The sequence below is a fragment of the Chthonomonas sp. genome, assembly GCF_035294165.1.
Taxonomy (GTDB): domain Bacteria; phylum Armatimonadota; class Chthonomonadetes; order Chthonomonadales; family Chthonomonadaceae; genus Chthonomonas.
Window position 1 is genome coordinate 1 of record NZ_DATGLN010000267.1, and the last position, 21,613, is coordinate 21,613.

The 21,613-nt window shown below is 56.2% G+C and carries 15 protein-coding genes and 1 pseudogene; 11 read left to right on the forward strand and 5 right to left on the reverse strand.

Annotated features, from left to right (window positions below):
- Window positions 1-326: 326 nt before the first annotated feature.
- Both VKV29_RS14945 and VKV29_RS14950 read left to right on the forward strand, forming a co-directional pair.
- The gene (locus VKV29_RS14945; RefSeq protein ID WP_324202120.1) at window positions 327-2,444 is read left to right on the forward strand and encodes a beta-galactosidase; all 2,118 of its coding nucleotides are present in this window, start codon (window positions 327-329) and stop codon (window positions 2,442-2,444) included.
- 32 nt (window positions 2,445-2,476) lie between these two features.
- Entirely contained in the window at window positions 2,477-4,681 is a 2,205-nt protein-coding gene (locus tag VKV29_RS14950; protein WP_324202121.1) for a DUF5060 domain-containing protein, read from the forward strand.
- Window positions 4,682-4,727: 46 nt separating this feature from the next.
- On the opposite strand, the gene VKV29_RS14955 is transcribed toward VKV29_RS14950, so the two are convergent.
- A complete protein-coding gene (locus VKV29_RS14955) occupies window positions 4,728-6,362 on the reverse strand; it encodes a hypothetical protein (protein ID WP_324202122.1) in 1,635 nt (544 codons plus the stop codon).
- A gap of 46 nt (window positions 6,363-6,408) precedes the next feature.
- Window positions 6,409-8,751 carry a bifunctional (p)ppGpp synthetase/guanosine-3',5'-bis(diphosphate) 3'-pyrophosphohydrolase gene (locus VKV29_RS14960; RefSeq protein ID WP_324202123.1) on the reverse strand — a complete coding sequence of 781 codons (2,343 nt, stop codon included), beginning with the start codon at window positions 8,749-8,751 and terminating at the stop codon, window positions 6,409-6,411.
- Between the two features lie 243 nt (window positions 8,752-8,994).
- On the opposite strand from VKV29_RS14960, the gene VKV29_RS14965 reads away from it, so the two are divergent.
- Window positions 8,995-10,224 carry a hypothetical protein gene (locus VKV29_RS14965; RefSeq protein WP_324202124.1) on the forward strand — a complete coding sequence of 410 codons (1,230 nt, stop codon included), beginning with the start codon at window positions 8,995-8,997 and terminating at the stop codon, window positions 10,222-10,224.
- A 73-nt stretch (window positions 10,225-10,297) separates the two neighbouring features.
- On the opposite strand, the gene VKV29_RS14970 is transcribed toward VKV29_RS14965, so the two are convergent.
- Window positions 10,298-10,984, reverse strand: a complete 687-nt coding sequence (locus VKV29_RS14970; protein ID WP_324202125.1) for a type II secretion system protein — start codon at window positions 10,982-10,984, stop codon at window positions 10,298-10,300.
- Window positions 10,985-11,348: 364 nt separating this feature from the next.
- Here VKV29_RS14970 and VKV29_RS14975 point away from each other — a divergent pair, with 364 nt between their 5' ends.
- Together VKV29_RS14975 and VKV29_RS14980 are read left to right on the forward strand one after the other, a co-directional pair.
- Window positions 11,349-12,047 carry a DUF1559 domain-containing protein gene (locus VKV29_RS14975; protein ID WP_324202126.1) on the forward strand — a complete coding sequence of 233 codons (699 nt, stop codon included), beginning with the start codon at window positions 11,349-11,351 and terminating at the stop codon, window positions 12,045-12,047.
- A gap of 15 nt (window positions 12,048-12,062) precedes the next feature.
- Window positions 12,063-12,239, forward strand: a pseudogene (locus VKV29_RS14980) (H-X9-DG-CTERM domain-containing protein); the annotation flags it as partial.
- A 94-nt stretch (window positions 12,240-12,333) separates the two neighbouring features.
- Here the strand turns inward: VKV29_RS14980 and VKV29_RS14985 are convergent.
- Window positions 12,334-12,594 (reverse strand): hypothetical protein, encoded by a 261-nt coding sequence (locus tag VKV29_RS14985; protein ID WP_324202127.1) that lies wholly within the window; start codon window positions 12,592-12,594, stop codon window positions 12,334-12,336.
- A gap of 245 nt (window positions 12,595-12,839) precedes the next feature.
- Here VKV29_RS14985 and VKV29_RS14990 point away from each other — a divergent pair, with 245 nt between their 5' ends.
- The 6 genes from VKV29_RS14990 to VKV29_RS15015 all read left to right on the forward strand — a co-directional run bounded on the left by VKV29_RS14990 (window position 12,840) and on the right by VKV29_RS15015 (window position 20,383).
- Complete coding sequence (locus VKV29_RS14990; RefSeq protein WP_324202128.1) at window positions 12,840-15,512, forward strand: glycoside hydrolase family 78 protein; 2,673 nt, start codon at window positions 12,840-12,842, stop codon at window positions 15,510-15,512.
- A gap of 121 nt (window positions 15,513-15,633) precedes the next feature.
- A complete protein-coding gene (locus tag VKV29_RS14995; protein WP_324202129.1) occupies window positions 15,634-16,518 on the forward strand; it encodes a regulatory iron-sulfur-containing complex subunit RicT in 885 nt (294 codons plus the stop codon).
- A gap of 24 nt (window positions 16,519-16,542) precedes the next feature.
- A complete protein-coding gene (locus tag VKV29_RS15000) occupies window positions 16,543-16,734 on the forward strand; it encodes a zinc ribbon domain-containing protein (RefSeq protein ID WP_324202130.1) in 192 nt (63 codons plus the stop codon).
- Window positions 16,735-16,804: 70 nt separating this feature from the next.
- A complete protein-coding gene (locus tag VKV29_RS15005; protein WP_324202131.1) occupies window positions 16,805-17,092 on the forward strand; it encodes a hypothetical protein in 288 nt (95 codons plus the stop codon).
- A 7-nt stretch (window positions 17,093-17,099) separates the two neighbouring features.
- The gene (gene metG / locus VKV29_RS15010; protein WP_324202132.1) at window positions 17,100-19,121 is read left to right on the forward strand and encodes a methionine--tRNA ligase; all 2,022 of its coding nucleotides are present in this window, start codon (window positions 17,100-17,102) and stop codon (window positions 19,119-19,121) included.
- A gap of 20 nt (window positions 19,122-19,141) precedes the next feature.
- Complete coding sequence (locus tag VKV29_RS15015) at window positions 19,142-20,383, forward strand: ABC transporter permease (protein ID WP_324202133.1); 1,242 nt, start codon at window positions 19,142-19,144, stop codon at window positions 20,381-20,383.
- A 69-nt stretch (window positions 20,384-20,452) separates the two neighbouring features.
- Here VKV29_RS15015 and VKV29_RS15020 read toward each other — a convergent pair whose 3' ends face one another.
- The gene (locus VKV29_RS15020; RefSeq protein ID WP_324202134.1) at window positions 20,453-21,601 is read right to left on the reverse strand and encodes a glycosyltransferase family 2 protein; all 1,149 of its coding nucleotides are present in this window, start codon (window positions 21,599-21,601) and stop codon (window positions 20,453-20,455) included.
- Between the last annotated feature and the right edge of the window lie 12 nt (window positions 21,602-21,613).

The window sequence follows — 21,613 nt, forward strand, 5'->3', positions numbered from 1 at the left end:
TTCCAATTGGGTTAGACCGGGCACGATTTTCTGGTTCCGACTGGTTCTCAGAATAGGAATTCAGTGAATTCGTATTCTCAACTCCCATTATAACATAGCCTACGCAAATTGTCAAGGGCTGCCCTAAAAAATTTCGCGAACAGTCTCTCCATAACGAATTCCCTAATCTCATCTATTCTCAATCTCTCTCAAAATAGTCGCTATGCCAAAAATAAATACCGTCCCTTTCACTCTATGCGCCTGTCTTCCTTAAGCCTACCCTCAAGCGGGATCGCCCGAATCTCTGCTAAAATAGTACTAAACGTTTCAAGGATGGGAAAAAGCCCATGAAGCTCTATCCGCTGCTTTTGCTCCTAGGTACCTCTGCAACGCTTTGGGCGCGTGCGCAGGGGGCCACCGACCTGCACTTTTCCGGCCTCCCCTTGCAGCTAAGCGATGCTGACGGTACGGTAGTTACCGAACAGGGACAAACCGCATTGCGCATCACCTTTCACAAAAATGCGGAGTGGCCCCATGTGCTCTTTAAGCCCGCCAACCCTTTGGACTGGAGCGGAATGGAGGCTATCTCCTTCACCCTCCGCAACCCGGGAAAACGCCCTATCGCGTTCGGTTTTCGTATAGACGACTCGATAGAAGCTGACGGCTATAACCACTCGCGAACGGCAAACGGCAGCATCGCGCCCGGCCAAACCCAGACCTTTGCCGTGTGCTTTAGCCCAGACCCCATGAGCCTCGGAATGCGTGGGCTTCCTCCCATACCCGGCATGGTGACCCTGGGCGTCTCCGGTGGGAACCCCTTCAGCTTTGGGCATATAGTGCAGTTTCAGTTGTTCTTGCATAGCCCCCACCAAAACGAAACCCTGCTGCTTTCGCCCTTCAAAACCTTGCCGTTGCAACAAGAGGACCTCAGGGGTGTGGTGGACGCCTATGGCCAGTATGCTAAGGCCGACTGGCCGGGCAAAGTACATAGCGATGCCGACCTGATGCGACAACGAAGAGAGGAAGAGGCCGATCTGAAAGCCCATCCACCCCTGCCCGATCGCGATCCGTACGGCGGATGGGCACAAGGCCCCAAACTAGAGGCTACCGGCTATTTCCGAACGGCGAAGTACGACGGCAAATGGATGCTTGTGACGCCTTCGGGGCACCTATTCTTCTCATTGGGCATAGATGTGGTGCAGCTGAACTCCCCTACCTTTATCACCGGTCGCGAATCGCTGTTTGCCGCCCTTCCAGACCCTAACGGGCCGCTAGGTGCCTTTTACGGCCAGAGCAGCGCCTACATGGGGCCGCTGGCAGGCAAGCAGGGCAAGACTTTCGACTTTTATCGTGCCAACCTCTATCGTAAGTACGGCGCCGATTACCAAGCGGTATGGCAGCAGATGGCCTTAAAGCGTCTGCCTTCTTGGGGGTTCAACACCATAGGAAACTGGTCTGACCCTGTTTTCTATCAAAACCAACAGGTGCCCTTCGTGGCAACCGGCCGTGTTCACGGCGATTTCGCCACGGTGAGCAGCGGCTCCGACTATTGGGGGCGTATGCCCGATCCCTTCGACCCGCGCTTTGCAGCTGCCGCCGATAGTGATATGAAAGACCTCGCCGCCCGTGTGCGTAACTCCCCATGGTGCGTAGGCTACTTTGTAGACAATGAGCTAAGTTGGGCCAACTCCGGGCCGAATGGGGACGTGGGGCTTGCCATTGGCGCGCTGAAGGAGGAAGCGGCGAACTCGCCGGCCAAACGCGCTTTTCTGCATCAACTGCAACAGAAGTATGGCGACATCGCTAACTTCAATGCGGCGTGGAAGACCGATGTCGGCTCCTGGCAGCAGCTTGAGGCGCCCTACAAAGCATCGTTGCCGCTTACCCAGGAGGCGCACAAAGACGCCGAGACGTTTGTGCGCGCCTTTGCCGATAGGTATTTCCAAACCGTTCGGGAGGCGTTAAAACGATACGATCCCAACCATCTCTATCTCGGCTGCCGTTTCGCCTGGCACAGCCGTGCCGAAGTGGAGGAGGCCGCAAAGTACTGCGACGTGATAAGCTTCAACATCTATGCCCCGCGTGTGGATGCCAGCCAATGGGGCTATTTGGCCGATCTCAATCGTCCCTGCATTATCGGCGAGTTCCATTTTGGCGCACTTGATAGAGGAATGTGGCATCCGGGGCTTGTCTCCACGCCGAACCAGGAGGCGCGCGCGCAGATGTTCATTGACTATGTGCACAGCGTGCTCGATAACCCCGCTTTCGTGGGCTGCCACTGGTTCCAATACGTGGATGAGCCGCTAACGGGGCGAACGTGGGACGGTGAAAACTATAACATCGGGTTTGTGGCACAAACCGACAGGCCGTACCGCCACATGGTGGCTGCGGCACGTCATGTGGGGGCAGAGCTTTATACCTACCGCTTTGGGGCGTCACGTGCTGCCTCCGAATCGGGTAGATAGTCTCATTGAGATGTTTTAGAGAGGGCAGGATAATGCGAAATCGGCGGTGGTTTTGGTGGCTATGCGGGCTTTTCCCCGGCGTTCTGGTGGCGTTGTGTGCAGGGTGTGGCGGGGCCGACTTTGGAGGCCTTCAACAAAATCTTAGTGGCGACATTGCTCCAGGCTACAACACACCTATCGCGATGCAAAATCGAAACACGTCCGCCCGCCTCTTGCCCGGACAAGGATGTTATCCCATGATCGAAACCTCGTTTCAACTCGCTAAGGTGCCCGGCGACCCCTTCGATTTTGAAAAGGTGAACGTGCAGGTTGTCTTCCAGAGGCCGGATGGGGGCACCGTTTCGGTGCCGGCTTTCTACGATGGAGATCAAACCTGGCGTGCCCGCTATACACCCATCGCTCCTGGCCGGTATGTCGTGCAAAAGGTGCTCTTAAATGGCCAGATCGCCCATGAAACGAACCTGAACCCCACACAATGGAACGTCTCCGGCACACCCGAGCCAGGATTCATTCGCATCAACCCGGCCGATACCACACGCTTCGTTTTTGACAACGGCAACACCTACTATCCCGTGGGTAATAATGAGGCATGGCCTTCTCCGAATCTGCCCGATATCCCCGCTCTCTTTGCAAAGATGCACGTGGCCGGCGAAAACTGGTCGCGCGTGTGGATGACCCACTGGGCTAACCAAAATCTGGATTGGGTGCCGGGCAAAAAGATCGCTCCTGGAGATATCGATCTCGATGTGGCTCGGCGTTGGGATAAGATCGTGGAAGCCGCTCAGCAAAACGGCATCTACTTTCAGATGGTGCTGCAACATCACGGGCAGTACTCCTCGAACGTGAACCCGAACTGGAACGAGAACCCTTACAATGTGAAAAACGGCGGCTTTCTGCAAGCGCCGGACGATTTCTTTACCAACCCGCAGGCCATTGAGGCTACAAAGCGGAAGCTCTACTATATTCTCGCGAGATGGGGCTATTCGCCCAACATCATGGCATTTGAGCTTTTCAATGAGGTGCAGTTCACCGATGCCTACCAGCACAAACACGATGCCGCCATCGCGCAATGGCACCGTGAAATGGCCGATTTCCTTAGGCGCTACGACATCAATCATCATCTCATCACCACCAGTTCGGCGCCCGATGTGCCCTACGATAGCCCCATTTGGCAAAGTATGGACTACATCCAAGTACACTCCTATCCGCCCGACCCGCTAACCACATTGGCTGCCGGCCCGCCTGCGCAAGCCCTAAAGCTGAACAAACCGATCTTTGTGGGGGAGTTTGGGCCGGCAACTTTAGACGATCCCAACGGTGTGGCGCTACACAATGGCCTCTGGGCCGGCCTTATGCGCTGGCCGTCCGGTTCCCCCGAATACTGGTCATGGGACGTTATAGAACAACATGATCTCTACGGAAACTATGCGGCCGCTACCGCTTTTTTGAACGCCTCTGAGCTGCCGGAGCAGAGGGGGCTTCAGTCGCTCACCCTGTCGGTAGAGACCCAACAACATGCCGATCTGGTGCTCGCCCCGGGCGGCGGGTTCGAGCCGGCAAAACAGTCTACCTTTACCATAAGCCCGGAAGGCGCTCCTCCCGCTTTCGGAACCTATCCCTCCTTCTTACAAGGTCAGTTCCATCGTGACATGATGCCCGAACCGCTTGCCCTGCAGGTGAACTGTGCGGAGCCTATAAAAGGGGAGGTACAGGTTGATCGCGTTGCAAAGGCCGGTGCTGTTATTCAGATTGGCGTGGATGGGCAGGTGGTGGTCACGCGCAAATTTGACGCAGCGGATAGCGACTACACTCCGGATAAGGAGCAGGGCACACTTGCCTTCGACCTACCTGCAGGGCAGCACACGTTGACTCTGCAGAACACAGGGTCGGACTGGGTTCAGATACGCCGTATCGTTCTCAGGAACTATGCCTTGGCCCTACAGTGTTTGGCACGCGTTGGCAAGGACTATGTGGCGGGGTGGGTGTACAATCGCTCCGGTATCTATGCGCCTGCCGATGCGCAACCGGAGCCGGCCGATGGGCGACTTACACTGCCTGCGCTAACACCTGGAACCTATCGCCTCGTTTGGTGGGATACCCATGCCGGTAAGGCGCTATCGGAAACTCGGTTAACGGTGGGGGGCACAGAAAAGATGACGATAGCCATTCCGCCGATCGCACGCGATGTGGCCTTCTACGTTATCGCCTTACACAACGAGGCACGAAAGGCAAAATAGGCATCTGTCTGCAAAAAACGGGCATTCTGCCTTGTAAGGCGAAAGCTCAGAATACTTTCACCAAATGGGTAGTACCCTTGCCACAGCCACAAGGCCGCAACGCAGCAGGGGAGATGAGAAGAGCATAGTCGCCCCTTTGGCCTAAGGTCTCCGTGAAGGCAGGTGCGGGTGGTAACAAACTATGGCTCTCTGCCTTGATGAGTTTGAGGTAGCGTTCTTTGAGCACGTCGTCGTTGCCGGCAAGCAGTTTATGCGCCAACACCACCGATTTGCAGAGGCGTAGGAAACGAATTTGGCGTGCCTGCGCACAATCCGCCTGCTCTTCCTGGGCATCTAAGTCCTCTGTGCGCTTCTCCGCATCGAGTAGGTCTTTCCAAGGAGACTTTTGTGCATTTTGAGCAAGCCAATCTATGGCGGCCTTTTTGGCATCTTCTCTGTCGGCCCCGTGACCGCGCAGTTTAGGGAAGTTATCTAGGAGAATCTCTTTGGCGTCGCGCAGTTGGCCTTCCAGCTCCGATTCGGCGTTAGCAGAGCGGGCGCGCAGAGTTCTGAGGTTTGAATCGTCTTGTGCGAGGTTAAAGGCGGTTTGCGCCCGATTTTCGCCTTGAAGTTGTAGCTGGTCGGCAATCGCTTCGAGGGCAGCGCGCTGGGCCGGGGTGGCCCATGCCAACAGATCGTGCCATGGCGTGGAGAACACCTCCTGGTCGCTTGCTTGTACAAAATGTCGGAGGAAGACATCGGAAGTGCAGACGGGGGTATCTATGGAGGGGTCATGGATGAGGGTATAGTAGAAGGCCTCGTCCATTCCCACACGTCCATCGTGATTATAGTCGGCGCCGGTAACGGGGCGTCCTAGCCTGTCACGGCCGGTGAGGGCTGCAAAGAAATAGGAAGTAAAGTCGTGGTACTCGGCCTCGTTTACCTCGGAAGTGCAGCCGGCAGCCTCACGCTGCGGCACGGCAGCAAAAAATCCCACAAGGTCTCTATCGAGATAGGGGCGCTGTGGGTCGCCTCCACCGAAAAGGAGATCGCCGAAACCGCCGGAGAAGCATTGCACCATAATGAGTGTCACGGGCACGTTGGGCGGTATTTGTTCCAGGAGATTGGCCAGCGTGCGGACATCCAAATCGGGCCCCGGTTTCCAAAGGTCGTACCGATTGTTGGCATAGGTAGGGCGGTCTGGGCTGCCGTGGCCGGTGAAATAGAGCAGCAACGGCGCAGGATCGTCGGTAGATGTTGCATACTGTTGATGCATGCGCTCAAAAAAGCGACGGATGGCCGGAAGGCGCGAAGGGCCATCGGGGCCGTGGAGCAGATGTGGGGTGCGATAGCGATCGGCGGAGTAGGTGCTATCCTCATGGATGAGGAGATCGTAGAGGTGTTGCCCGACAGGGGTAGGAGCCGGATCGGTATAGTAGACGGTTTCATGGTTCGGATTGCCATCGGCAAAGAGGGTAGTGCATTGGGCGGCGGCCGGGAGAAGCCGTTGAACGTAGCGGACGTTGCTTTCTATCGCCACTTGGTTGTAGTTAGGCTCTGGCCCTCCGCCCACGATCAGCACATTGAGGGGGGAACCGGCATTTGAGGAAGGCAGCGTGGCTTGCGGAAGCGAAAGCCCCCCGAACAGGAGGAAGAACGCTCCAGAAAACAGCAGACGACGAACCCACGATGTGCCTTTCACCGCTCTTTCCCTTTACTTTTAGTTATAGGTTAGACAGATGAAAGGGCTATTTTGTTTTGCCTTCATCACGGCTACCGAAAGCGCGGTGTACGTCCAAAATATCGCCAATGGCGTAGACTTTCTTGATGATGTCGTCGAGGTGCTCGGTATTACGCACTTCAATGGCAAGTTCGAGTGTGGCGGTTTTATCGCGATGCGACTGGGTTCGTAGCGCGGTAATGTTGGTTTTGTTCTCCCCAAAAACGGAGCCAATGTCGGCCAATAGCCCGGTGCGATCCAAACAAACGATGGTCAGATAGACCTGATAGACCTGTCCATCGTTGCCCACATACTCTACCGGCACACAGCGGTCCGGCTCGTTTGCAAGATAGTAGCGTGCGTTGGGACACTCGCGGCGATGAAGGGCCATGCCGCGCCCGCGCGTGATATAGCCGATAACATCGTCGCCGGGGATAGGCAAGCAACAGCGAGAGCGGCGAAAGAGCAGATTTTCGGTGTCAAGCCCACCGGCCACGATGTGGAGCTTCTCTTCACTGGCGCGTTTTCCTCCGATAGGAATGCTCACTGCAAGGCCGGCGCCCTCCCCCTCGGTGGGAGCGACGGGGCGCAGGCGGTTCAACACGGTGAGAGGGGCGATGGTGCCATAGCCTATAGAGGCCAGCAGCTCGATCTCGCTCGGCACGTTGAACGAGGCGGCCACACTGCGCAGCGATTCATCTTTCAGGAGGTCACGTGGGTTTTCGCCCCACCTATGAGGGTCGCGCTCCAGTTGATTGGCCAGCTCCTTTTCCAGAAGGTCGCGCCCGCGCTGTACATTTTCGCGATGATGAAGCCGTTTAAAGTAGTTCTTGATCTTTGCGCGCGCATGGGAGGTCTTCACGAAGGCGAGCCAGTCCCGGCTTGGGGTGGCGCCTGGGCGGGTGATGATCTCCACCGTATCGCCGTTACGGAACTGGTAAGAGAGCGGCACCAGGCGCCCGTTTACCTTTGCTCCCACGCAGTGGTCACCCACCTCGCTATGCACCCGATAGGCAAAATCTATGGGGCAACTCCCTGCCGGCAGGTCTATAACATCGCCTTTCGGGGTTAGCACAAAGACCTGGTCGGTGAACAGGTCTTCCGTGATATTGCGTAAAAACTCTCCGCTATCTTTGCTATCGTTTTGCCAATCGAAGAGTTGCTGGCGCAGAAAAGCGAGACGACGCTCGAACTGATCGTTGGCTTTGCCGCCCTCTTTGTACTGCCAGTGCGCCGCCACACCGAACTCCGCGGTACGGTGCATCTCCCATGTACGAATCTGTACCTCTAGGGGCGTGCCCTTCGGCCCGATTACCTTAATGTGGATGGACTGGTACATATTGCTTTTGGGCTGGGCGATGTAGTCGGAAAACATGCCGGGAATAGGCGCCCAAAGTGCGCTCACCACTCCCAGAGCATGGTAGCAATCGGGGCGCGTTGGCACAATCACCCGGAGAGCAATAAGGTCATAGAGTTGGGTGAAATCCAGCCCTTGCTGTCGCATTTTGTTGTAGATGCTGTAGAGGTGTTTCGGGCGCCCCATGACTTGAGCATCTATCCCCTCCTCTTTCAGCTTCTGCTGGAGAATGGCGACGGCCTCATCCACCTCCGCTTGGCGTTCCGCCCGAGTGCGCGCCACCATAGCCGCCACCTGTTCGTAGGCTTCCGGTTCAACGTAGCGGAAAGCAAGGTCTTCTAGCTCCCATTTCAGGCGCCAAATTCCGAGCCGATGGGCTAAAGGGGCAAAAATCTGCAGGGTCTCTTGGGCGATGCGCATTTGGCGGGCGGGTGGCAGAGCCGAAAGGGTACGCATATTATGCAGCCTATCGGCCAATTTAATGACAATGACCCGCAGGTCGCGGGCCATCGCCAGAAAGATTTTACGTAAGTTGGCAGCCTTCTTGGCCATCTCGGCCTGCTTCTTGCGCCGGTCAATAGCGGTTGGCGTAAGCTCCTCTTCGTCTTCGGGCAGATTGGGGCGCGTTTTTCCTTCATCTACACCTATGATCTGCAGTTTCGTAACGCCGTCCACCAACTGCGCTACCGCGGGGCCAAATCGGCTTTGAATCTCCTCAAGGGGGACTCCGCAATCCTCTATCACATCGTGCAGAAGAGCGGCGGCCAACGTCGTTTCGTCCATCTCCAACTCGGCCAGAATGGCCGTAACGGCGAGGGGATGGGTAATGTAGGGCGAGCCATCGCTGCGGGTTTGCCCACAATGCTTTTCGGCGGCAAAAGCGTAGGCACGGCGCACAAGGTCTTTATCCGCCTCAGGCCGATAGGTTGCGAGACGTTCCAAAATGTTTTCCAGGTCTTGAGCGTTATCGGCACTCTGTGGAGTTATGGAGACCTCTTGGGTGGTTTCCGACATACGTGCGTTCCTTGTGCAACCGATACCGTATGAATAGAGCTTTCTATAAAGGTATGCTAGTATACCACATGCCGGCGCCAACTGCTCATGGGCTGTGTCCTTTGAAAAGGGCAGGCACGGTATCCTTTGAGAAGGGTAGGCGCAAGGCCTACCTCTACGGCAGCGGCACTGCATTCAAGAATCTATACGCTATTTGGGTACATAACTTTACCCTGGCAGACTCAACGCCAAAGGAAGCGTAAAATGCGTCTCGAATATTTAGGCCTCATCGGGCTTGGCTTTATCCTCCTACCGGGGCTGGCAGGGGACCGGCCTAAGACGTTTGCGGTGCCACCGACCCACACGGCAACAGATCGGGCACCCTATGCGCAATGGAAATACGGCCCTCCTGCGACACCCAACTATTTTCCGATCGCTGTTTGGCTTCAGTCTCCGGAGAACGCCTTAAAGTACAAGGCGGCCGGTTTCAACCTCTACGTGGGGCTTTGGCAAGGCCCTACAGAGGAGCAGCTTTCCGCGCTCAGGGCCGCCCATATGCCGGTGATCTGCGCACAAAACGCAGTAGGGCTGGCGCACCGAAACGATCCGATTATCGTTGGTTGGATGCACGACGATGAGCCAGACAATGCCCAACCGATGGTAGACCCCAACACGGGCAAACAGAGCTGGGGGCCTTGTGTGCCGCCGGAACGCATTGTGGCCGAGTATGAGAGGTTTCGCGCTGCCGACCCCACCCGCCCCATCATGCTCAACTTAGGACAGGGGGTAGCGAACGACGCCTGGTATGGACGCGGGCCGGGGGCAAAACTGTCGGACTATGAGACTTATGTCAAGGGGTGTGACATCGTTTCCTTTGATGTCTATCCGGTCGCCGGTTTAGATAGGCCGGATGGCGAGAACTACCTGTGGTATGTGGCCAAAGGCGTTGAACGGTTGGTTCGTTGGACAAAGGGGCAGAAGGTGGTGTGGAACTGCATTGAATGCACGCGGATAAGCGGCAACAAAAAGGCGACACCGCATGAGGTGCGCGCGGAGGTATGGATGGCGCTTATTCACGGCTCACGGGGGCTTATCTACTTTGTGCATCAGTTCAAACCGACCTTTGACGAACATGCACTGCTCGACGACCCTCCCATGTTGGCGGCAGTAACCCAGATCAACCAACAGGTTCATCGTCTTGCCCCTGTTTTAAACAGCCCTACCATAGAGCAGGCGGCCACGGTGGTCTCCTCCTCTGCCCAAGTGCCCATTCACATGATGGTAAAGCGCTACCGAGGCGCAACCTACCTTTTTGCGGTTGCCATGCGCAATGGAGCCACGAAGGGCACTTTCGAGGTGAGGAACCTACCTGCAAAGGCGACTGCAGAGGTGCTGGGCGAGAATCGAAGCATCTCGGTGGTTGGCGGCAAGTTTGAGGACGCCTTTCAGCCCTACGATGTGCATCTCTATCGCATCGTCGCCTCATCTTCTTGAGGATAAGGACATCGGCGTGGGGCGAAGGAACAGAAAGAGAGGCCACAGAGTTGGGCACCGTGAAACGGCTGCTTCACGGTAACGTGTCGTGGTAGGTATAGGGCGCGCTTTTGCCCTGTCCTATAAAAGGCCAATGAAGGTCGGGGCCGTTACCGTAGCGTGCGCTTGTAGTATCCTGCAACCAGACGCTTTTGGCATGTCCGTCCACAAACACCGTGTTGAGGTGGGCACGCGAGTCATGCTCCGAATAGTGCTCCGGATCGTGATAGTCCCACTGTTCCCAAACCATGGCCGTGTCGGCAGGATACTCCACGTCGTTGATGTGAACACCTTCGGATAGGAACATCTTGAACTCGTAGGAGGTTATAGGACGCGCTTTTCGGTCGGTATCTGCGGGGCAGAAGAGGGGGGAATCGCCCTGTGTTGACATGCCATAGAGGTCGCTAAGGGCATAGGGAAGAGCCAGGGAGGCCCACGATATCTGAGACGGTTTGAGGTCTTGGGCACGACAGAAATTGTTGTGCCAGGCGAGGAGGTCTTCCGGGTGCGCACGGTTATCTGGGTCTACGGTATAGGAGGGAAACGCTTCGTCGTAGTCCTGAACATAAAGCGCAAGGGCGATGCCGATTTGGTGCAGGTTCTGCAGGCAGGCCGCCTTTTGTGCCGAGCGCCTACCGGAGAGAAAAACAGGCAGAAGCAAGGCACCCAGCACCGCGAGAATGGCCATGACGAAGAGCAACTCGGTTAGCGTAAAGCCCAATAGCCGGTAAGCTCTTCGGTGTAAGATAGGAACCCAAGGCCTTTGATCAAGAGTACGAGTTTTCATGCGTCCTACGGAAGACTGTCGGTCTGTTCTTTTGTGATTCTTCTTCTGAATTCTATTCTAACACAAAAAGTCTGTTCGTGCAACTACCTATCGCTACACCTTATGGAAGTTGAGCAGAACGAGATAGCTTTCTGGAAACAGAGATACAGCGAATGGGACACACCGAATCTTAACGAAAAATTAACATGGTTTTAATTCATCCTTAATCGGCAGCGAGATAGGATATATTTGGTGAGTTTGCTGAGGCTGCCTACGCACAGTGAACGCGCCGTCAGCTTGGCCGAGAGGAGAACGACCTATGAAATTCGCGAGAAAAGCTTTCACACTGATTGAGTTGCTTGTAGTTATAGCAATAATTGCTATATTAGCAGCTATCCTTTTCCCGATTTTTGCCCAAGCAAGAGAGGCTGCCAGGAAAGCAACTTGTATCTCCAATCTCAGACAGATCAGCACCGCTGTGTTTATGTACGCTCAGGACTACGATGAGACACCGCCTGAAACGGGGTGGGAAGGCCCTTGCAGCAGCCCCATTCCGGATGCAAAGGGCAACTACCCACTCGGAGACCAGTATTTCAGCGGGGTTTTCTCTTTCCCTATCGCTACGGCCCCTTACATTAAAAATTGGCAGATATTTAGCTGCCCTAGCGACCCCGATAAAGGTGGGTTTAACAAGTACTATTCCTACTGCTATGAAGCTCAGCTGCTGGCAGTCCATATGCCGAACTCTTATGCGGGAATGAGAAAGGATGTTAACGCCTTCCTGCGTTCTTTTCCTCTCTCTTATGCAGGAAACTACTTTTTGAGTTCGGCCTACGATCCCACCTTGAACCCCTCTGGATATCGAGGAGGCAAGATGTATCCACTCGCCTACTACAAGTGTCCATCCAACGTGTTTTTTGCTACAGACGTAGGATCAAGGGTTTTATCGAACGGTGTTATCTTTGCAGGCTGGTATATCGCCCCTGGATACGATAACGATGCGGCAGGGCGAGGATGATGGCCAAAAGGCAAGCGGCATGCACTAGGACGCAACTGGATTTTCTGCGATGGGCACGTGAAATGGTTCAAAGACCCTCCATTCCTCAATCCAGATGGGTCTCCTAAAACACAAGCCCAAATCATGTGGGAGTACCAACATATGGGCATCTATACCTATCCAGAAGCCGAAAACTCAGACTACACCCGTTAAAGGCGAGAAAGCTTCGCTGCAGCTGCTTCAAGTGCTTCTTTGTTAAGGTGGAGGGGAGAGCCATAGGTTCCTCCTCTCCACCGTGCTGTCACTCTTAGGCGGCCGCTTTTTGCATGTTCATGGAGGAGGAAGCGGTTGGAGAGGCGCCGGCAGGTTCGGCCTCTAAAACGCGAACGCTTACGAGGCGGTCTAAACGGATGTCCTCTTGGGCCGTCATGAGGTAGCCGCCGTATAAAGGGACAAAGGTGGCGTCGTAGATCAGCGAAGTCGCTTTGTGCACATTGCCGAGCCTATCTTTCCATTCGAGTTCGCAGGTTTTTCCCACCAGCGCTTTTGCTTCCAAAATTCCCATCATTTTGCTGTAACCTCCTCAGGAGCCATCGAATATAACCGGTTCCTCGCCCTCAAGGGTATTCAGGTTATTGACAGAGAGATTAACGGCAGATTGAAGCCCTTCGTTTATCGGTGGAAATGCTAGTTTTTAGGAAGCCTCTCCTTGTCTATCTTAAGGTTAGAAAGATTTGCAGGAGAAACGCCTGCAAGAGGCGAACTTCTCTGCACAAAAGGCGAACCCTATTGAAGGAGAGCGTTCTTAGCCGCATGATCATAGAAAACCTGCGATGTGAATACCTTTCGAATCCGTTAGGCATTGATGTATTGCAACCGCGCCTTAGCTGGGAACTTCGTGAAGAACGGCGAGGGGCACGTCAAACCGCCTACGCCGTTCGTGTTGCCTCCTCCCGCGAGGCGCTTCTTGTCGGCGAGGCAGACCTGTGGGACAGCGGCACGATCGATTCGGATAGTACGTTTCACATTGTTTATGAAGGCAAGCCCCTGCGTTCCATGCAACGTGCCTGGTGGAGTGTGCGCGTTTGGGATGATCAAGGGCAACCCTCGGACTGGGCCGAGCCGGCCTGGTGGGAGATGGGGCTTTTGGAGCCTGACGACTGGAGAGCCGAGTGGATTGGTGCCCCCATTGTGGGGGGGCGTCGCGCCGGTGTTCCCTGCCCCTATCTCCGCAAAGAGTTCACCGTCGAGCGCTCCGTTCGGCAAGCGCGTCTTTACATCACCGCCCTTGGCCTCTACGAGGCCAGCATCAACGGGCAACCTGTGGGCGATGCCGCCCTCACCCCGGGCTGGACGGAGTACCACAAGCGCGTAGAGTATTTAGTCTACGATGTTACCGAGCAACTCCGCGCGGGTGCCAACGCGATTGGAGTTATTCTTGGTGATGGCTGGTTCTGTGGGCATGTCGCCTGGTGGGGACGGCAAATTTATGGGGAGGCACCGCGCCTTTTGGCACAGCTCGTCATTCATTATGAGAATGGCGAAACCCACTATGTCCCCACCGATTCCACCTGGCAGTTTTCCACCGGCCCGTTACTAGAGGCCGACCTTATTATGGGAGAGACGTACAACGCACGCCTTGAGATGCCCGGCTGGGACAGCCCCGGATTCGCGACAGAGGGCTGGAAACCGGTACAGGTATTTGCGCCGTGGCCGGCTCCGCTGTGTGCCCGCATGTGTCCCCCCGTGCGGCGCAAGGAGGAGCTGGCACCCATCGAAGAGCCGCGACTGGCCGCAAACTGGCCCGTTCCTCACTGGATATTCGACCTTGGGCAAAACATGGTGGGTCGTGTGCGCCTTAAGGTAAAGGGCGACCCTGGCACCACCGTTCGACTACGCTACGGTGAAATGCTCAATCCGAACGGTACCCTCTACACGGAAAACTTACGAACCGCCAAACAGACCGATACCTATGTGCTACGCGGCGGTGAGGAGGAGATTTACGAGCCTCACTTTACCTTTCACGGCTTTCGTTATGTTGAGGTAACCGGCCTAACAGAGAAGCCAAGTAAAGACCTTATCACGGGCATCGTGCTCCACACCGATATGCCCCTAACGGGTACATTCTCCTGCTCCGAACCCCTTCTAAACCAACTCCAACACAACATTGTATGGGGGCATAAGGGCAACTCCGTAGATATTCCTACCGACTGCCCTCAACGTGATGAACGATTAGGCTGGACGGGCGACGCTCAGGTGTTTGTGCGTACGGGGGCTTTTGTTCACGACATCGAAAGCTTCTTCGCTCGTTGGCTACAAACGGTGGAAGACTCGCAAAGTGAGGAGGGGGCCATTCCACCTGTTTGCCCAAATCCGTGTCCCACCGTGGTGGGAACAGATGGAGGGCCGGCGTGGGCCGATGCCGGCATCATCTGCCCCTGGACCCTCTATCTCTGCTACGGCGATAAACGGATATTAGAAGACCGCTATGCAAGTATGACGCGTTTTATGGCCTACTTAGAGAAGACGGCCATCAATGACATTCGCAGCCACCCAGAGTACAACGGCTTTCGTGGTTTTGGCGACTGGCTCTCCACAAACGCAGAGACTCCGTTAGACCTTATCGGCACCGCCTTCTACGCCTACGATGCCCTTCTCATGGCCGAGATCGCCAAGGTGCTTGGCAAGGAGGAGGATGAGAAGCGCTATCGGCGGCTGTACGAAGCCCTTCGGGGCGCCTTTCAAAGGCGCTTTCTTACGCCGGATGGGCTTTTGGTAAGCGGCACGCAGACGGCCTGTGTCCTGGCTTTGGAGTTCGATCTCGTTCCGGAGTCTGCACGGGCTGCCATCGCAAAAACGCTCGTAAACGACATTCGTGCACGTGGCAATCACCTTTCCACCGGCTTCGTCGGCACCCCTTATCTTCTTCATGTGCTTGCGCGAGAGGGCTATCTCGATGTGGCCTACACATTGCTTCTACAGCGAACCTGGCCTTCCTGGCTCTACCCGGTGACTAAGGGGGCGACTACAGTGTGGGAACGTTGGGATAGCTGGACGGAGGAGAAAGGGTTTCAAGACCCGGCCATGAACTCCTTTAACCACTATGCCTACGGCGCCGTAGGGGCGTGGCTTTATCAGGTTGTGGCCGGTATTGACCTCGACCCCAAATCGCCAGGCTACCGTCACATTCGGCTAGCGCCGAAGCCGGGCGGAGGGCTTACACGTGCCGAAGCCTCGCTAAAAACGGTTTGTGGCCTCGTTCGCAGCGCCTGGCGTATTGAAGAAGGGCGATTTTTGTGGGAGGTGGAGGTTCCCACAAACACCACAGCTACGGCGATTCTCCCCCTCGAATCCAATGCCGATGTGTTCGAGAGCGATAGACCTCTCTCTGAGAGTCCGGGTGTGAGGCAGCTGGAGGTGACGCAGGATGGCGTCGTTCTCCATCTCGACTCGGGCCGATACCGTTTTCTGGCACCGTGGAGATAACCCGAATGGGCAGCACGATCTTCAAAGCTGGATGATAGCGCCCTCCTGATTGGAGGGTGGAAGGCGCGTCGGTGTTGAAAAACGTGCCCTTTGCGACAAGCCATTTCAAGGACCATGTAAAATGCCCCACTGTGTTGGAGTTGCTTTTAAGAGAGTAGCAAAATCCTATTGGTTCGATGCCAATGGCATCGAGCTAAGAGAGGGCGATCAGGTGATCGTCGAGACATCGCGCGGGTTGGCGCTTGGCGTTGTGCGCATCGGTCCTCAGGAAGTGCCGGAGGAGGAGCTGCAGGCGCCGCTGCAGCGTGTTCTGCGCCGCGCCGAAGCGGCCGACCTGCAGCGTGAGCGCGAGTTGCGACAGAAGGCACAAGCGGATTTGGCCATCTTTAAGGAGGGAATTCGTCAGCGTGAGCTTCCCATGAAGGCGCTCTATGCGGAGTACACTTTCGATGGGGAGCAGCTTACCTTCTACTTCTCCTCAGAAACGCGGGTAGATTTTCGTGACCTGGTGCGTGACCTTGTGGCCCGTCTGAAGGTTCGTGTGATGCTCTATCAGGTGGGAGCACGTGATGAGACCAAGATGCTGGGGGGCATCGGCCCTTGCGGAAGAACGCTCTGTTGTGCCACGTTTCTAACGGAGTTCGCCTCCATCTCCATGAAGATGGCAAAAGACCAGAGCCTCTTCCTCAATCCGGTTAAGTTTTCCGGCATATGCGGTAAACTGATGTGCTGCTTGCGCTACGAACACGAGACCTATGTGGAGGCGCGCGAGCACCTGCCGCCCATCGGGCAACTGGTGATGTCGCCGCGCGGCCAGGGCAAGGTGGTAGAGCTGAACCTTTTAAAAGAGACGGCCATCGTGCAACTGCTAGAGAGCGGGGCCGAAATGGAGTTCCCTGCCACCGAACTACGTATAGAAAAAACGACTCGGTGCTCCGAATGCCGTGGCTGCCAGCTCGAGCGCATGCGGGAGGAGCTTGCCGAGGAAAACCCATCCGAAGAGTAAATTTGCCTGTTATAGGAGCAGCAGATGCCCATCTACGAGTTTCACTGCAAGGACTGCAACGAAAACTTTAAAGTGCTGCGCCGTGCCGATGCGTGCGAGGAGGTACTATGCAAGCATTGTGGCTCTAAGCGAACCGTGCGCCTCATTTCGGTAACGGCTCCGACAGCGACAAACGAAAACGCCGGTCTTTCGGCGTTCGCCGGCGGCGGGGGTTGAAGCCTCAATCCGGCCGCGTGCGGCTGTCGAGATCGCTAATTGCTACCAAAAGATATTTGTAGGGAAAGAGATGTCCGAGAACCAACCCGAAGAACAACAGAGTGCGTTCGTGGCCGTTTATGAGGCCGCGAACATAGAGGAGGCCTTGGCCCTTCGCGCCACGCTGGAAGCGGAAGGCTTTGCCGTGTTGCTTCCCTCTGATGGCGTGAACCCCGTGCTGGGGGCGCTCCACGCCTCCGTAGCCGACCTGGTGCCCCTCGCGCTTTACGTGCCTGCCGAGCAAGCTGCAGAGGCACGCGCCCGAATCGCCTCCCTGACTTCAGGAGAGGACTCCGCAACGGAGGAGGAAGAGAGCTAGAAACACGATGACGGTTTCTGCGAAAACGACTTACTACGTTACCACGCCCATCTACTATGTGAACGGTCAACCTCATATCGGCACGGCGTTAACGACGGTGGCCTGCGATGCCATTGCTCGCCATCGGCGACTGTGCGGTCAGGCAGCTTTCCTTCTAACGGGAACCGATGAGAACGGTACCAAAATTCAGGAGGCCGCCGAAAAGGCCAACACCGACACCATGCTCTTTGTGGATCGCCTATCGGCTGCCTTTCAAAAGAGCTGGCAAGAGCTGCATATCGCAGCCGATGGCTTCATTCGCACCACCGAGCCTCGCCATCGCCGCGCCGTGCAGGAGTTCTTTCGACGCCTGCGCGATAGAGGCTATGTTTACAAAGACATTTATGAGGGTTGGTACAGCGTTAGCGATGAGACCTTCTATCGTGATAGCGATGTGGAAAACGGCGTGGCCAAAGAGACAGGGAAACCGGTTGTAAGGGTAAAGGAAGAGAACTACTTTTTTCGCCTCTCTGCTTTTGCCGATAAACTCCTCGAACACATCCACGCCCACCCCGAATTCTTACTGCCGGACTTTCGCAGAAACGAGGTGATCCGTTTCATCGAGGAGGGGCTACGCGACATCTGCATTACGCGCGCCAACCGAGGTTGGGGCATTCCCTTCCCGGAGGATGAGAGCAAGGTCATCTATGTTTGGTTCGACGCCCTTATCAGCTATCTCTCCGGCATTGGTTGGCCGGATGACCCCGCCTGGCAGACCCGTTGGCCGGCAGACCTGCACTTCATGGGCAAAGAGATTTTCGTGCGATTTCACGCCACCCTTTGGCCGGCCATGCTCATGGCCGTAGGTCTGCCGCTGCCTAAACAGGTTTATGCGCACGGCTTCTGGACTATTCCGGGGCTGAAGCCTGGGGAAAAGGCGGGAAAATCCACCGGAGGGTTGCCGCATCCCACATCGTTCAGCCGCTTTTTGGCGGAGCGCGCCGGCATAGATTTTGACCTTGCCGCCGACGCACAGCGCTACCTGCTTTGCCGTGAGATGAACTTCGGGCTTGACACCGAGTTCAGTGTGGAAAGCTTTTTGCGGCGCTTCAACACCGATCTCGCCAACGATCTGGGCAACCTGCTAAACCGCACCTTAAATATGGTGAACCGCTATACCGGTGGCTTCATGGAGAACGTACAGCTTGACCCGGAGATCGGTGCGCTTGCCGCAACAGTGCATGAAGAGTATCAGAAGGCGATGGCCGAATTTCGCCTTAATGGGGCCCTCGAAGCCGTGTTTCGGCTGGTAGGGCGCATGAACAAATATTTGGATGAAAAAGCGCCTTGGTCGCTGGCAAAGGCTGCCGAGTCGGGCGACGCTGCCGCCGCGGCCCAGTTGCGCACAGTGCTTGGCACCAGCCTAGAAGCCACGCGTTTGAGTGCGCTGCTGCTCTCTCCGTTTATGCCTGTTGCATCGGAGCGGCTGCTGGCGCAGATGGGGCTTTCTCCGCCGTCTGCCGCCGGCCCTCAAGCTCTGAAGTGGGGGGCTGCAGGCAGCACCTGGCAGGTTAAGGCGCCCCAACCGCTCTTTCCACGCATTCAGAACCTTAATCTCTCAGAAAAGGATATCGCAACGCTAATGACACCTCCCGAAGATGCCGAAACACAAGCCCGTCCGGCGGGCGCGCCTGTGCCTCCTGAAGAGATCGCCACAAGTGCCCCGAACATCTCCATTGAGGAGTTTCAGCGCGTGCAGCTGGTGGTGGGCGAGGTGCTTGCTGCCGAGCCGGTGCCCAACACCACCAAACTGCTTCGCCTTACCGTCCAGCTCTCCGAAGAGGACGTGCGCACCATTCTGGCCGGCATCGCCGAGTTCTATAAACCGGAGGAGCTTGTGGGGCGCCAGGTGGTGATTGTGGCGAACCTGCAGCCGCGACGCATGCGCGGCATCGAGTCGCAGGGCATGTTGCTGGCTGCGGATGTGGATGGGCGGGCGGTGCTGCTTCAGCCCGATCGGCCCGTTCCTAACGGCACGCGCGTACGCTGAAGATTGGAAGGGTACGCCCAATGCCTCTCAAGCTATTGCCGTCTGGAGGCCCATCCTTTGCCTTCTGGTGGGTCATGCGCAAGGACTTGCGCATCCTTTTTCGCGACCGCACGGCCTTGGTCTTTATTTTTGGGCTGCCCCTCATCTTTGCATTGATCTTTGGACTTGTTTACTCCAAAGCCGGTAGGCAGGGTAGATCGGGCATTTCCTTGCGGCTTCTGGTGGTGAATAACGATGAGGGAAATAGCTCCAAAGTTTTCCTCACCGCATTACAGCAGATGGGGATGCAGGTGGTTCCAACGCAAAGCATCGCTCATCTCAGGGAGGCTGTGCTTACCGGCAAATATCCGGCTGGGCTTGTTATCCCCTCCTCCTTCACGGCGCTGCTGCAGGGGTGGGCCGATCGTGCGGTTGTGGGCCAGGATGCACCCTCCGTGCCACTGCTCGTCTACATTGATCCCGCTCAAACCCAATTCGAGCCGCTGACAAAGGCCTCTATTGAGAGCGCTGTTCAACGCGCCTTGGCGCCTCTTATTCGGAGTGCAGTTCTGCAGAAGGTTCCACCCCTCTACCGCAGCTTTGCCCAAAGGATGCTAGGGCGGCAAAGTCAGCAACCTCCGGTGGCTTTATTGGTGCACGACAAGGCACCTATTAAGGGGGCTGCTGCGCCAAGCCCGGGCGATCGGGTAATGCCGGGGCTGATTATCTACTTCATCTTCTTTATGGCCAACAGTGTGGCCGTAACGCTTATTCAGGAGCGTCAGGAGGGCACTTTGCGTCGCATGCGCTGTGCTCCCATCTCTCCCGGTCAAATTCTGGTGGGCAAAATGTTCGCTCGGGTTGTGATAGGGGCTGTTCAGGTCGCGATGTTGATGGAGCTTGGAAGGGCCTTGTTGCACTTCTCTATCGGCACGGCGTTTTTAGGCCAGGTGTTGATCATCGCCCTTTGTCTGTTTGCTGCCGTAGGGCTTGGCCTGCTGATTGCGGCCATTGGACGCACGCAGGAGCAGATACAGGGGCTTACCACGCTCGCCTTATTGCTCATGGGGTTTCTCTCTGGCTGTCTTATTCCCAGGGAGCTGTTGCCTCGTTTTGTGCAACAGGTCAGCTACATTACCCCTCACGCTTGGGCTTTGGATGCCTATAACGATCTCCTCCTGCGTCATCTTCCGTTTTCCGAGGCGGCCATGCCCATGGTCATCCTCGCCGGCTTTGGTGTCATCTTTTTTGTGCTTGCCCTCATGCGCTTTCAGTATGATTAGGATAACCTAATGGCTGCAGAGCATATCTTGTTTTGTATCTTACGCCTTGAAACAAGTGAAGACTTACCTTTAAGGCTCGTAGACTCTACCGCGCCACTGCGTGGGGATGCCATGTAGATGCCGCCACCATGAGGCCCACTGCACCGCAACCAGCAGCAAAATGGAAAGCGGATGTAGCCAAACAGCTTTTCTATGGCCAAACCGAGTTGCTTGCATCCAACGAAGAGACAGAATAAGCGCCACCTGAAGACAAACGAGCCACCCCCATAGAGGGAAGATACGTTTCGTCATCGCCTGGGCGACCGCATCTAGGAGGAAGAGGAAGGGCAGCAAGAAGAGGCTAAGCTGCAGACCCGTCATGATGAGCAAAGCAGGCAAGCTGCCTACGCCCTCGTAGGCGTTACGGGTGAACCCCCTCCACAGAGCGCGGCCACCCTCGTACATGCGACATGAGATAAGATGGCTGGCATCGCATAGGCGAACGGTATACCCGGCCGCTTTCACGCGCCGCGCCAGCTGTAACCCATCGTGAAACGAATGGGCAATGGCGGCATGTCCCCCACAAGCACGGTAGGCCTCTGCCGAAAACAGCTCCACCTGCCCGCAGGCGGCAGCAAATTGGGGGCGCGGGTTCTCCCATACCGACCGAATGGGTAGAAAAGTAAGCACGAGAAAATGAATCATGGGCACTGCAACCAACTCCCAAAAGGAGCCGGCCTCCTGGCGAGGAAAGGTCGAGACCATGCCGGCCTGATGCTGCTGCGCATAGGCGAGCAGAGTGCCCACGAGCTCCGGCGCAGCTCGGGTATCGGCATCGAGGAAGAGCAGCCACTCTGCCCCCTTCGCCAAAGCGTGTTCCGAAAGCTGATGGCAAGCCCACACTTTGCCTGCCCAACCGCCGGGCAAAGGCCTGCCGGTAAGCAGTTTTACACGAGCGTCGCGTTGGGCATAGGCGCCCACGATGGCTGACGTATCGTCCTCCGAGCCGTCGTCGAGCACACAAAGCGTGAAATGCGGCCAGCATTGGGCGAGCAGGCCCTCAAGACACGCCGCTATCTGCTCGGCTTCATTGCGGGCGGGTAGCAGGATGTAAAGAGCGGTAGGACTAGGTAGGGAGTAAGAGGGAGGCCTTGCATAATCCCTCAGGTTGCGCCGGCTTAGCCCCCAGAATGCGAGCAACAGCAGGGCGACCAGCGCCTGGTAGGCCAGAGATAACATCGTTTATGGCTC

Bases quoted from the DNA above. Each gene is read 5' to 3' on its own strand.
- VKV29_RS14945 (WP_324202120.1), top strand. From the start codon at position 327: ATGAAGCTCTATCCGCTGCTTTTGCTCCTAGGTACCTCTGCAACGCTT.
- VKV29_RS14950 (WP_324202121.1), top strand. From the start codon at position 2,477: ATGCGAAATCGGCGGTGGTTTTGGTGGCTATGCGGGCTTTTCCCCGGC.
- VKV29_RS14960 (WP_324202123.1), bottom strand. From the start codon at position 8,751: ATGTCGGAAACCACCCAAGAGGTCTCCATAACTCCACAGAGTGCCGAT.
- VKV29_RS14965 (WP_324202124.1), top strand. From the start codon at position 8,995: ATGCGTCTCGAATATTTAGGCCTCATCGGGCTTGGCTTTATCCTCCTA.
- VKV29_RS14975 (WP_324202126.1), top strand. From the start codon at position 11,349: ATGAAATTCGCGAGAAAAGCTTTCACACTGATTGAGTTGCTTGTAGTT.
- VKV29_RS14985 (WP_324202127.1), bottom strand. From the start codon at position 12,594: ATGATGGGAATTTTGGAAGCAAAAGCGCTGGTGGGAAAAACCTGCGAA.
- VKV29_RS14990 (WP_324202128.1), top strand. From the start codon at position 12,840: ATGATCATAGAAAACCTGCGATGTGAATACCTTTCGAATCCGTTAGGC.
- VKV29_RS14995 (WP_324202129.1), top strand. From the start codon at position 15,634: ATGCCCCACTGTGTTGGAGTTGCTTTTAAGAGAGTAGCAAAATCCTAT.
- VKV29_RS15000 (WP_324202130.1), top strand. From the start codon at position 16,543: ATGCCCATCTACGAGTTTCACTGCAAGGACTGCAACGAAAACTTTAAA.
- VKV29_RS15005 (WP_324202131.1), top strand. From the start codon at position 16,805: ATGTCCGAGAACCAACCCGAAGAACAACAGAGTGCGTTCGTGGCCGTT.
- metG (WP_324202132.1), top strand. From the start codon at position 17,100: ATGACGGTTTCTGCGAAAACGACTTACTACGTTACCACGCCCATCTAC.
- VKV29_RS15015 (WP_324202133.1), top strand. From the start codon at position 19,142: ATGCCTCTCAAGCTATTGCCGTCTGGAGGCCCATCCTTTGCCTTCTGG.
- VKV29_RS15020 (WP_324202134.1), bottom strand. From the start codon at position 21,601: ATGTTATCTCTGGCCTACCAGGCGCTGGTCGCCCTGCTGTTGCTCGCA.